11 protein-coding genes and 3 tRNA genes are annotated in these 12,537 nt (G+C 40.2%); 4 read left to right on the top strand and 10 right to left on the bottom strand.

What is annotated here, in order from left to right:
* Window positions 1-204: 204 nt before the first annotated feature.
* Window positions 205-1,623, top strand: coding sequence for a sodium:alanine symporter family protein (locus tag AN213_RS19960; protein ID WP_054564015.1), 1,419 nt, complete (start codon window positions 205-207; stop codon window positions 1,621-1,623).
* A 17-nt stretch (window positions 1,624-1,640) separates the two neighbouring features.
* Here the strand turns inward: AN213_RS19960 and AN213_RS19955 are convergent, their stop codons facing one another.
* From AN213_RS19955 to AN213_RS19920, 8 genes are all read right to left on the bottom strand, one after another.
* A complete protein-coding gene (locus AN213_RS19955) occupies window positions 1,641-2,087 on the bottom strand; it encodes a hypothetical protein (protein WP_054564016.1) in 447 nt (148 codons plus the stop codon).
* A 159-nt stretch (window positions 2,088-2,246) separates the two neighbouring features.
* Window positions 2,247-2,333: transfer RNA gene (locus AN213_RS19950), tRNA-Leu, on the bottom strand.
* A 35-nt stretch (window positions 2,334-2,368) separates the two neighbouring features.
* A tRNA-Cys gene (locus AN213_RS19945) sits at window positions 2,369-2,442 on the bottom strand.
* A gap of 12 nt (window positions 2,443-2,454) precedes the next feature.
* Window positions 2,455-2,521: transfer RNA gene (locus AN213_RS19940), tRNA-Gly, on the bottom strand.
* A gap of 139 nt (window positions 2,522-2,660) precedes the next feature.
* Window positions 2,661-3,206: a CDP-diacylglycerol--glycerol-3-phosphate 3-phosphatidyltransferase gene (gene pgsA, locus AN213_RS19935; RefSeq protein ID WP_054564017.1), complete on the bottom strand. Its 546-nt coding sequence runs from the start codon at window positions 3,204-3,206 to the stop codon at window positions 2,661-2,663.
* A 42-nt stretch (window positions 3,207-3,248) separates the two neighbouring features.
* On the bottom strand, window positions 3,249-5,072 hold the full coding sequence (uvrC, locus tag AN213_RS19930) for an excinuclease ABC subunit UvrC (protein ID WP_054564018.1): 1,824 nt from the start codon (window positions 5,070-5,072) through the stop codon (window positions 3,249-3,251).
* Between the two features lie 8 nt (window positions 5,073-5,080).
* Entirely contained in the window at window positions 5,081-5,731 is a 651-nt protein-coding gene (gene uvrY / locus AN213_RS19925; protein WP_054564041.1) for a UvrY/SirA/GacA family response regulator transcription factor, read from the bottom strand.
* Window positions 5,732-5,839: 108 nt separating this feature from the next.
* A complete protein-coding gene (locus tag AN213_RS19920; protein ID WP_054553767.1) occupies window positions 5,840-6,991 on the bottom strand; it encodes a dicarboxylate/amino acid:cation symporter in 1,152 nt (383 codons plus the stop codon).
* A 215-nt stretch (window positions 6,992-7,206) separates the two neighbouring features.
* Here AN213_RS19920 and AN213_RS19915 point away from each other — a divergent pair, with 215 nt between their 5' ends.
* From AN213_RS19915 to AN213_RS19905, 3 genes are all read left to right on the top strand, one after another.
* Entirely contained in the window at window positions 7,207-9,540 is a 2,334-nt protein-coding gene (locus tag AN213_RS19915) for a carbohydrate binding family 9 domain-containing protein (protein WP_095209803.1), read from the top strand.
* Window positions 9,541-9,738: 198 nt separating this feature from the next.
* Window positions 9,739-10,707 (top strand): cysteine synthase A, encoded by a 969-nt coding sequence (gene cysK / locus AN213_RS19910; protein ID WP_054564019.1) that lies wholly within the window; start codon window positions 9,739-9,741, stop codon window positions 10,705-10,707.
* A 155-nt stretch (window positions 10,708-10,862) separates the two neighbouring features.
* Entirely contained in the window at window positions 10,863-11,303 is a 441-nt protein-coding gene (locus AN213_RS19905; RefSeq protein WP_055199462.1) for a hypothetical protein, read from the top strand.
* Window positions 11,304-11,377: 74 nt separating this feature from the next.
* On the opposite strand, the gene AN213_RS19900 is transcribed toward AN213_RS19905, so the two are convergent.
* A complete protein-coding gene (locus AN213_RS19900) occupies window positions 11,378-11,677 on the bottom strand; it encodes a DUF6172 family protein (RefSeq protein WP_054564021.1) in 300 nt (99 codons plus the stop codon).
* A gap of 162 nt (window positions 11,678-11,839) precedes the next feature.
* A complete protein-coding gene (locus AN213_RS19895; protein ID WP_055199461.1) occupies window positions 11,840-12,355 on the bottom strand; it encodes a VC2046/SO_2500 family protein in 516 nt (171 codons plus the stop codon).
* Window positions 12,356-12,537 lie beyond the last annotated feature (182 nt).

Below are 12,537 nucleotides of genomic sequence, written 5' to 3'. Positions count from 1 at the left end.
TATAGGGATGCGAAGAATTAACGCAAGCACTTTTTGAAGGTTTTTTTGATTATTTTCAAATCATTCAGATACCCACCAAATGCAAACACGTTACCCACAAACACCTGTGGATAACTGATGTTTTTTAGCAGAATAACTAAACTCTCCTCGCTTGTTATGGTAACTTGCGCCGCAGATTTTCCACTCGCTCACAAGGCAAGAAAAATGACAGACATTATAAATAGTATAAGTGGTCTCCTTTGGGGTCACATTCTGGTTTACCTTTTAATAGCTGCGGGGCTATTTTTCACTCTTCGACTCGGTTTTATTCAATTCACTCAATTCCCACATATGATCAAAGTAATGTTTCAGAGCCGCCAAGGTTCTGGCGATGGCATTTCTTCATTCCAAGCATTTTGTACTTCTTTAGCTGCGCGAGTAGGTACGGGTAATATGGCAGGTGTTGCCGTTGCACTTTATTTAGGCGGTGCCGGGGCAATTTTCTGGATGTGGCTTATTGCTTTAATAGGTATGGCGACAAGTTTTGCCGAGAGTACTCTTGCTCAGGCATATAAAACCGTCGATGAAGATGGCAACTTTCGCGGTGGCCCTGCTTATTATATGGAATATGGTTTGGGCAAACGTTGGATGGGTGTGATCTTTTCTCTTTGCCTTATTCTTGCTTTTGGCTTGGTATTTAATGCTGTTCAATCAAACTCTATTGCTGCTGCATTTAATGTTGCGTTTGGTATTCCAAACTATGTTGTAGGTATCGGCTTAGTATTAGGGTCAGGCATTATTATTTTTGGTGGCTTAAAAACTATTTCACGTTTTGCAGAAATGGTTGTGCCATTTATGGCGCTGGCTTATTTGTTAGTTGCACTTTATGTGTGTGCCATGAACTACGATTTATTACCTGACGTATTTATGCATGTTATTAATAGTGCCTTTGGTATCGAGCAAGCGGGTGCGGGTGCAATAGGTTATGGTGTAATGCAGGCTATGATCCAGGGTATTAAACGTGGCCTATTCTCTAATGAAGCTGGTATGGGTAGCGCTGCAAATGCTGCTGCAACGGCAACACCTAACCCACCGCACCCTGCCTCACAAGGTTATGTACAAATGCTCGGCGTATTTGTAGATACAATTATTATATGTACTGCAACTGCAGCCCTTATTTTATTATCACAACAGCTTATACCTAATTCAGGTGTAACTGGCATTGCGTTAACACAAGCTGCCCTTGAAGAACACGTTGGTAGTTGGGGTGCGATATTTGTTGCGATTGCAATTTTGTTTTTTGCATTTACCTCGATAGTTGCTAATTATTCTTATGCCGAAACCAATTTATTGTTCTTAGAGCATAACCATGCTTCGGGTATGTTGATATTCCGATTATTGGTACTTGGTATGGTGATGTTTGGTGCGCTTGGGGAATTGCCACTCGTATGGACCCTTGCCGATGTTTCGATGGGTTTAATGGCTATTGTTAACGTCATCGCTTTATTTATGTTATCGGGCGTCGTTATTTGGCTCGCGAAGGATTACAACACACAACGTAAGGCAGGTAAATTACCTACTTTTGATCCTTCGCAAAACAAAAAGCTAGATCAAACCATTCCTAAAGGCGCATGGCGTAAATAATCTAGTTAAGTAAATTCTTATTTAGGGAGCGTTTGTGCTCCCTTTTTTGTATTTGCTAACTTTTCAAAAACAGACAATATGAATGTAATTTGTTGCTCGTTAAGTTTGGACTCAAGCTCAGTAACAAGCTGAGCTTTAATTTGCGCTTTTAATGCTTGTTTTTGTTCTGCGGTTAGTAATGGCTGCGATTGTTGCTGATAAGATTGCACAGCAGTGAGCATATCCATCAGCACGTCATTATCAAAATCGGTTAGCGCTGCTTTGGCATTACTAATGGCTTGTTCTGATTTATCGAAGACAGTCGATACTTTATCGACAAGCACGCTCACCTCATGAATTTTCAGTACATCGTTAATGTTCGACATAATAATCGCAACAGGAATGAGTACTAATGAGATCGCTAGACAAAGCCCAAATACGGCGCCTACCCAAAACTGATTTAAGCCACGTTTAAATTGCTCCATTATCTTTCCTTGATCCTATTTATTGATTAAAACTTGAAACGCGTTAGCTGTTTTAAAAAGACTAAGGAAACTATAAAGCTATTTTGGCAATAAAAAAATAATTTGATGAGATTATAAAAAGAAATATAAATGAAATAGAGAAGAGGTATTTTATGTAAATGGTGCCCGGGGCCGGACTTGAACCGGCACGCTGTTACCAGCGAGGGATTTTAAATCCCTTGTGTCTACCAATTCCACCACCCGGGCATCGGGCCGCTCGTAAGAGCATGTGGAGTATTATATGGAGGCGGAACCCGGAGTCGAACCGAGGTAGACGGATTTGCAATCCGCTGCATGGCCACTCTGCCATTCCGCCAAATTAGATAATTGGAGCGGCACACGAGGCTCGACTCAACCTTGGCAAGGTTGCGCTCTACCAACTGAGCTAGTGCCGCTTTCTTTATCTTGGGGGCTATGCCCTCTCAACACGGACGCATTCTACAGAGATTATTAAACGCGTCAATATAAAAAATGCTAGTTTTGAACTGTTTGCTTATTTTTTATCTAAAACGGTGTGTAATTAAACGTTTAGGATCAATTTTTGGTCAATTCTGACCATGCCGCTATTAAATACTGCAACATAGAACTAAGCGTTAAGAATGTTGCGACGTACAAAAGGCCATAACTTAAGTAGATCATCCATGTATCAAACTGCCAGATCAAACCAATAATGGCTAGCATCTGTGCTGCAGTTTTAAACTTACCCATGTTTGATACAGCTACGTTGTCACGTTTACCCTGCTCTGCCATCCATTCGCGTAAAGCAGAGATAACAATTTCACGGCTAATAATAACTAATGCTGGAATAGTCATATACAAACTTTGGTAGTGGCTTGATAAAGCAACCAGTGCTGCACACACCATTACTTTGTCGGCAACCGGATCTAAGAACGCACCGAAAGGCGTTGACTGATTTAAACGACGCGCTAGATAGCCATCAAGGATATCTGTGATTGACGCAAGCCAGAAAACAAACGCAGCTGCGAAAAACGCCCATGAGAAAGGCAAATAAAATATCACCAAAAAAATGGGGATAAGAAAAAGTCTAAAGGTTGTGAGTGTGTTTGGAATATTCCACATAACTACTTGGAGATGTCTTTTTTTACTATATTCGCACGAAGGCTACGCCTTGTCATGCAAATGATTAAATATCTTTTCAGCCATTTCAGGGCTGATCCCAGGAACTTGTTTTAATTGGTCTATATTAGCAGCTTTTACCCCTTGCATGCCCCCTAAATATTTTAATAATGCTTGTCGGCGCTTTTGTCCTACACCGGTAATCTCTTCTAACAATGATTGTGTACGTTGTTTTTGTCGTTTATTACGATGCCCTGCAATGGCAAAACGGTGCGACTCATCACGAATATGCTGAATTAAATGCAGCGCTGGTGCATCTGAATCAAGTGGTATTGTTTTACGTCCGCCATCAATTAATAGCGTTTCTAAACCTGGTTTCCGACTGGTACCTTTTGCAACACCCACCAGCAATGGTATTTTATTATGCGGCCAGTTTTCAAAATATTGCTCAGCACGAGATAATTGACCTTTACCACCATCGATAAAGATGACATCTGGAATTTTGTCTTCATCGACCACTTTGTTGTAGCGTTTATTAAGTGCGAATTCCATCGCAGCATAATCATCACCACCGGTGATGCCGGTAACATTAAATCGACGATATTCTTTATTATTAGGCCCTTGCGAATCAAACACCACACAACTTGCTACCGTGTTTTCACCCATTGTATGGCTGATATCAAAACATTCCATGCGATTAATATCATCTAGGCGTAATGTTTCTTTTAATTGTGCGTAGCGTTTGTTGATTGAATCCTGCGTGCTTTGCTTAACACTAATGCTGTTAAGTGCATTTTTATTAGCAAGCTTTAAATACTGTGCCCGCTCACCGCGATTAGCAACTTTTAAACTCACTTTACGTGCAGAGATTGCCGTAAGCGCTTCGCTTAATGGCTCACTTTCTTCAATATTAAACGGTAATATAATTTCTTTAGCAATACGCCCTGTTGCACCGGGAGCTAGATAATATTGGCCTAAAAAAGAAGTTAGAATTTCTTCTTCACCTGAGTCTTTTGGCACTTTAGGAAAATAAGTTTTACTGCCTAGCACTTTGTGGTCGCGGATCATTAATAAGTGAACCGCATTTAAACCGTTTAAATGAGCAAAACCCACCACATCCATTTCGGCATGGTTACCTGAAATAGATTGTTGCTCCTGCATTTTTCGAAGCAACATGATTTGGTCACGCACTTTGGCCGCAAGCTCAAATTTAAGTTCTTTACTTGCTTGCTCCATTTTAGTAACTAAATCGGCAATGACTTCATGAGATTTGCCCAACAAAAACTTGCGAACAAAATCAACTTCTTGTTGATATTCTTCATCGGAGATTTTATTAACACACGGCGCTGAGCAGCGTTTTAACTGATATTGTAAACATGGACGGCTTCTAGCTCGGTAATAAGCATCTTCACATTGGCGAACCGGAAAGATTTTTTGCATTAAACGCAAACTTTCAGATACCGCTCCCGCACTTGGGAATGGGCCAAAATATTCGCCTTTAATTTTTCGGCTACCACGATGAAAAGCAAGTCGCGGATGCTTATGATCAGTTAAAAGAATATACGGATATGACTTATCATCTCGCAGCAAAATATTGTAACGAGGCTGATATTTTTTAATTAGGTTGTTTTCGAGTAATAAGGCTTCGGTTTCAGTGTTGGTCAGGGTGACTTCAATACCGCAAATATTACTTACTAATACACGCGTTTTGCTATCAGTCACATTGCTACGGAAGTAACTACTTACGCGCTTTTTTAGATTTTTAGCCTTACCAACATAGATAACTTGCCCTTCACTATCAAGCATTCGGTAGACACCGGGCTCACTTGATAGTGTTTTTAGAAAACGGGCTGGTTCGAAATCAGACATTGAGCAAATTAATGCGAGCTATCAATGTCGATCATTTTATGACGAATTGCTAAATGGGTAAGTTCAACATCCCCCCCTACATTTAGCTTTTCAAACATGCGATAGCGATAGCTATTCACTGTTTTTGAGCTTAGGTTCAAGCGATCCGCAATATCTTGCGCTTTCTCACCTTTAGTGATCATCAGCATGATTTGCAGCTCACGCTCAGACAAACTCTGGAATGGGTTTTCATCTGTGCGACCGCTTACCTGAGCAAGGGCAATTTGTTGTGCAATTTCAGGCGCAATATAACGTTGCCCTGCATTAACCGCACGAATAGCGTTAACCATTTCATCAGAGCCGGCACCTTTTGTTAGATAACCGTGAGCACCGATTTGCATTACTTTGCTTGGAAATGGATCTTCACAATGCACAGTAAGCACAATAATTTTTACATCAGGGCAATAACGACAGATTTTTTTTGTCGCTTCTAAACCGCCAATACCTGGCATATTCATGTCCATCAACACGATATCAGGTGAATGTTGACGGCAAAATTGCACCGCTTCTTCACCGGTTTTAGCTTCACCCACCACTTTAAAACCACGAACATCATCAAGTATACGTCTGATCCCTGTCCGTACAAGTTCATGGTCATCAACTAAAAGTACATTAATCAATGGAACACCCTCAAATAACCCAAATAGCTGCTTTCGCACAGTTTAATGTGCCACATTAGCACAGAAAAAGTGAAACGATAAATCAAAATATCGTTTCACTAATTAATTTTAAGCTGATGCTTTCTCGCTGAAACGATCAACCCATAGGGCAATGATACCATCACCTGTTACATTACAGGCAGTACCAAAGCTATCTTGTGCTAAATAAAGTGCAATCATTAATGCAACTGCACCTTCATTAAAACCAAGCATACTTGTTAAAAGACCCAATGCCGACATAACTGCCCCACCTGGTGCGCCAGGAGCAGCAATCATTACAACGCCTAGCATCATAATAAATGGCAACATACCAAATAACGATGGTACATCCATATTCGGTGATAAGAACATAACAGCCATTGCACATGTCACAATCGTAATTGTTGAGCCTGATAAATGGATAGTTGCACATAAAGGTACTGTAAAGTTAGCAACATCTTCTTTTACGTTATTTGCTTTGCTTGAGCGAAGTGAAACTGGAATTGTTGCTGCACTCGACATTGTACCTAAAGCAGTAAAATAAGCGGGTAGCATATTTTTTACAAGCTCTAAAGGATTACGCTTTAGTAAAAGGCCTGTAGATACATATAAAACAGTAAGCCATAGCCAATGCATAATTAATGCAGCTAGCAAAACAATACCAAATGTTTGCAGCGTATCAACCACGGTGCCAGCAACTGTCATTTCCGCGAAAACACCGGCAATGTAGAAAGGTAACGCAGGAATAATTACTTTTGCTAATAAGCCATCAATCACATCACGGCCCTGATCAGATACTTTCTTTAACGTATCAAGCTGTAACTGGCTCATACCAATACCAAAAATGAATGCCGCAGCAAGTGCTGTCATTACACTCATAAGAGGTGGAATTTCTAGATCAATAAAGCTGCCCACTTCGGTAGCAACTTCTGCTTCAAACGTTAAACCGCCATCAAACAATGGGATCATAGCGCTGACAAGTAAAAACGCTAAGGTTCCAGCAATAACGGTTGAACCATATGCAAAGCCAACAGTTTTTCCTAACAAGTGGCCTGACCCTTTTGGTAAACCAGCAATACCTGATGCGATAAAAAATAAAATAATTAACGGGATGGTAAAGGTGATCAACTGACCTATTATTTCTTTTACTGTGTAAAGGAGTTCAACACCTGTTAGTGGCACATATAAGCCCACTAAAATACCGGCAACAATACCAGCAATTAATTTTAGAATTAAATTCATAACGATCACTTCAATTTTTAGGTGGTAATCTTTTACCACGTTTTAGTTTACTTTTGTTATAAAACAGCCAAATTAACGTTTAACTGCGCAAATTACCACCACAGCTTGTTAGAATCTAATTTGAACGTAAATATATGCGCCCTGTCGCGTTGCATTTGTTAACAAAGTTGCAAATTAATAACATGCTCGCAGTTTTGAATACCCGTATAGTGCTTATGTATAAATCAATGTTAAGTGCCGCTCTATTAAGCGTGCCTTTTACCAGCTTGGCCACCAGCCAACCTGTCACCCTTCCTTTTATTGCAGAGCAGGCAACAATTGACGGCCAGCTCAATGAGCCAAGTTGGCAACGTGCCAAAAAAATTACCATAGACAACGTTACTTGGCCTTACGAAAACAGTAAAAGCCCAGTCACCACCTACGCTTATGTTTATGAAGATGGCAAAACACTTTTTATTGGCTTTGAAGCAAATGACCCAAACCCAGAACTTATTCGTGCTTTTTACCGTGACCGTGACGCAGCCTGGGATGATGACCTAGTCGGGCTAAAAATTGATTCATACAATAATTCTCAATTAGCTTATCAATTTTTTATTAACCCACTTGGCGTACAACAAGATTCAATAGAAAACGAACTGACTAAACATGAAAGCTCATCATGGGACGGTATTTGGGATAGCGTCGGTGTTATTCATGATAAAGGCTACACAGTTGAAGTTGCCATTCCATTACGCGTATTGAATTTTGACGACAGCGTAGCAAGTAAGACTATGGCGATGGAGTTTTTACGCTTTTTACCGCGCAGTGAACGATTACGTATCTCAAATATGCAAATTGACCATGGGAACAACTGTTGGATTTGCCAAATGCCAAGTTACCAAGGCTTTGAACAAGCAAAGCAAGGCAATAACGTGGCGATTATTCCATCTGTGGTGCTTGGCAAAAATGAGACACGCGATATTGATGGCGCACAAGTTGATGACTGGGAGTCAGAGAACAACACTGAAGCCAGCCTCGATGTTAAATGGGGCATCACCCCAGATATCACCTTAAATGCGACGATTAATCCTGATTTTTCTCAGGTTGAAGCGGATGTAGCACAATTGAGTGTGAACAATAATTTCAGTTTATTCTTCCCAGAAAAGCGTGCCTTCTTTTTAGATAACGCTGACTACTTTGCCTCAACACTTAACCTCATTCATACCCGTAATATTGCCCAGCCAGATTACGGCACGAAAATCACCGGAAGTAAAAATGGCCATACATTTGCCGGCTTCATTGCCAATGATACACAAACCAATGTGTTGATCCCGGGCAATTTAGGCTCATCTCTTGTTGCCCTTGACGAGAAAAGTGAAAACGGTGCCCTGCGTTATCGATACGATTTTGAATCAGGATTATCACTCGGTTCAACTGCAACACACAGACAAAGTGATGATTATAAAAACACGGTTTACAGTATTGATAGTAAATACAAACCAACAGTGAACGATGTTTTCTTAGTGCAAGTATTAAAATCACAAACGCAATACAGCCAAGATTTTATCGATGAGTTATGTGATGGTGATAACTGCTTACAGCCCGAGCAAGTAATTTGTGAATTAAATAGTGACTGCGACTATAACGAAGGCGTACTTCGTGTTTTAAGTAAAGAACAGCAATCGGGTACTGGCTACTACCTAAAGTATCAACACGACGAGAAGTACTGGCGTGCCTTCGCTGATTATAATTATCGTGATGCTGATTTAAGAGCTGACTTGGGCTTTATCTCACAAGTTGATTTTAAAAAGTTTACGACTGGTGGCGAATACCGCTGGTATGGCGATAAAGGCAATTGGTGGAATCGCGCTAACCTTTACGCCGATTGGGATATTACCCATAACGAAAATAACGAACTTCTTGAAAAAGAAGCACAAACTAGTTTTTCAATCAGCGGCCCGTTACAGAGCTTTTTTGAGGTTTCTGTTGAGCACCGTAACCGCACTGGCCTTCGCCACGATAAATCACGTTTAGATATTGACGGCAACACAGACTTGTTTAGCGAAAATGGCGTTGGTTTTTACAGTGACTTTAAACCAAAAGCAGGGGTATTTGCTTCTTTATATATGTACACTGGTAATGCCGTTGATTTAGCGAATAACCGCGTGGGTGATAAGTTCCATATACGCCCTGTGCTGAATATGAACCTTGGTAAGCATTTTGAAGTGCGTTTACGTCATACTTATGAACAGCTTGAAGCCGATGGCAGTGAAGTATTTACCGCCAACTTAAGTGATGTACGTTTTACTTACCAATTCAACGTGAATAGCTTTTTACGCCTTGCAGTCATTTATACCGATTTAGAACGCAATCAGGCTAATTACATTGATGATGTAGATAGCCAATATAAAAACCTAGCCACTCAGCTGTTGTATTCTTATAAGCTGAATCCGCAAACGGTATTCTTTGCTGGCTACTCTGATAATGGCTATCAAGATGATGAGCTATCATCAATTACTAAAGAGCAGCGTACGTTATTTGCCAAGTTTAGCTACGCTTGGTTACTCTAAGAGCCTATTAGCGCACCTTTTGGTGCGCCCTCCCCTTTCTTTGTTTGCTTATTCCTAAATGCTATAAGCCTATTCGCTATATGTTATAGCCAAACTTTACTTTCGTTTTTTATTCACCACAGTAAAGTGTGACTATTACAGATAGCTGGCCTAAGCTAGTTGATCAACGATTGAATAAATTGCTTCCAAGGGAACACTATGTCTAACATTTTTGAAGATAATTCATTAACGATTGGTAATACACCAATTGTAAAGCTTAACCGCGTAACCTCAGGTAATGTTTTTGCTAAAGTTGAATCACGTAACCCAAGCTTCAGTGTTAAATGCCGTATTGGCGCTTCAATGATCTGGGAAGCAGAAAAGTCAGGTGTATTAACCAAAGAAAAAGAGTTAATCGAGCCGACTTCAGGTAACACAGGTATCGCACTTGCGTTCGTAGCAGCTTCTCGTGGCTATAAGCTAACCCTTACTATGCCTAACACAATGAGCTTAGAGCGTCGTAAATTATTAAAAGCCTTAGGTGCTAACCTAGTATTGACTGATGGCGCTAAGGGTATGAATGGCGCGATTGAAAAAGCAAAAGAAATTCAAGCCGGTGAGCCTGAAAAATACATTCTTTTACAACAGTTCGAAAACCCAGCTAACCCGAAAATTCACTTTGAAACAACGGGCCCTGAAATCTATGAAGCAATGGACGGTAAAATTGATATCTTCGTAGCAGGTGTTGGTACTGGTGGTACTATTACGGGTGTTAGCCGTTACCTTAAACTAGAAAAAGGTTTAAATGTACAATCAGTTGCTGTTGAACCAACTAACTCTCCAGTTATTAGCCAAACATTAGCTGGTGAAGAAGTTAAACCGGGCCCTCATAAAATCCAAGGTATCGGTGCAGGCTTCATTCCTGGCAACCTTGATTTAGAAGTTGTAGACGCTGCAGAGCAAGTATCAAATGAAGATGCGATTGCTATGGCTCATGAACTGATGAAGAACGAAGGTATTTTAGTGGGTATTTCTTCTGGTGCAGCAGTAGTTGCGGCAAAACGCCTTGCTGAAAAACCTGAGAACGCAGACAAGAACATTGTGGTAATTTTACCAAGTGCGACTGAGCGTTACTTATCTAGCCCATTATTTGCTGAAGAGTTCAGCGATAAAGAGCTAGTTCAGTAACCACTAAGAATCACTTAGTTGTTAAAAAAGGATGCAGGCATGCGTCCTTTTTTATTACCTAAAATAAATAAAACCAATAATTTTACCGAGTTAACTTTACATCATGCTCATTTAGTCACACACTTAATTTTAAGTTCACTCGAAAAACTACAACAATGAAAAATATACTTTTAACTTTTATCCTTCTAAGTAGCAGCATTCTTTTCGGTTGCGGTTCTGAAGACGCACCAAAGGGCGAAAAAAACACCCCAGGTAATGTAGCGACTCTCTATTTTGATGCTTTATACAACCAAAACAATTTAAATCTTGCGATGGAATATGCCACGCCGAAAATGGCGCGAATTATGAAATCTTATGGCACCGCTGGGCAGTTCGCTCGTAACCTGGTTAATATGCAATACGATGAAGTAGTGATTGAAGTCGATATGACTAACATGAGTCTACGCGAACAATATGGCGATAAAGCTAACATCAATTTGATTTTTACGGGTTATTTTAATGGTAAGAAAATTGATGATATGCGCAGTGTGAAAATGATGCGTAAAAAAGGCAAGTGGTACATAGAAAAAATTAATGCCGATCCATTTGCGCGATAATTAATTACGAAAACTAAAAAAGGGCCTAAAGGGCCCTTTTTTTGAAAGAGTATTACTGCAGAACAGTATGGATATTACTCTTCGTCAAACTCTTGATGTTGACGCTGTGCAGGACGCGCTAAGATTTCAACGTAAAACGATGTAAGCTGTTTTGCTTCGATATCGCTAATACATTTATTAATCTCTGCCACGTGAACGACATTGGCCTCATCCGCTGATTCACCAAACTTACAGTCAAACGCCCAATAGTCGGCGCCTGCTGGGAGTGTTTTATTACGCTCACGTTTTAAGTATTTTTTTACTTCGTGCTTGGCTGCATCAACCATACGAGGATATTTAATTTTCTCGTGGTTTAGCGTGAATGTTTTCTTCATTATAGTCCTAGTAACTTGGTTCAATGACAATGGCATTAAGCCATAGACTGCTATTATAACAAGCACATCTTAATTTAGCTGTACTTTTTGCAGTTTTACTTAAATATAAGTCTATTCTTAGTGTATTCGAAGTCTATGACATTTCGATTAAGCCACTTATACCTAAGCTGTAGCTAAATGAAGAGGTTGATGTATCGCCTCGTCAGTAAGGCTATCATAAAATGCAGCTGCATCGATTTGTGGGCGCTCAACGGGTTTATTTTTTTCATAAAAGCGTTTTCTAACTGCAGGCTCACAGTTATCAATCACTTCTAGCGGCACATGTTGCTTATCATCACGAACATTCAGTGGCTCTGGGTTTAAACAATGACGTAATCTGATGTCTGATAAACCACCTTGCAATAGTCTAAGTGCATTTTCTTGCCCAATCAGCATATCAAACTGTTCGGGAGCTAATGGTTGTGTGGGGCCTGCACCTAACTCGGTGCGCAAAGCAGATTCAGATACTTCAGGATTGATTAATTCAGTTTTTGGCAGGTGAAACTGGCTAAAATCGAGCGCATCATGAGAAAGCATTGCTAGTAATAAAGCAAATTCTCCAGAGCGGTGCTCGTGGACACTTTTATTTAGACGATTATCGAGTTGGCTCTCTGTGAGCAACAAACCATCAATTTGCATAGTCTTTAGCCAAATAGTTTCTTGATTAACCAGTTATCGGCATTTATGCATTTTTCTTTAGTTTTTTTCTTTACTTAAATAATAAGTTTGCTATTATCAGCGCCGTTGCATTGGAGGGGTTCCCGAGCGGCCAAAGGGATCAGACTGTAAATCTGACGGCTCAGCCTGCGCTGGTTCGAATC

It is taken from the genome of Pseudoalteromonas sp. P1-8 (genome assembly GCF_001399985.1).
In the GTDB taxonomy this organism is placed as follows: Bacteria; Pseudomonadota; Gammaproteobacteria; order Enterobacterales; family Alteromonadaceae; genus Pseudoalteromonas.
The sequence above is the reverse complement of the archived record's forward strand: the minus strand, read 5'-3'. Positions and strand labels throughout refer to the sequence as shown.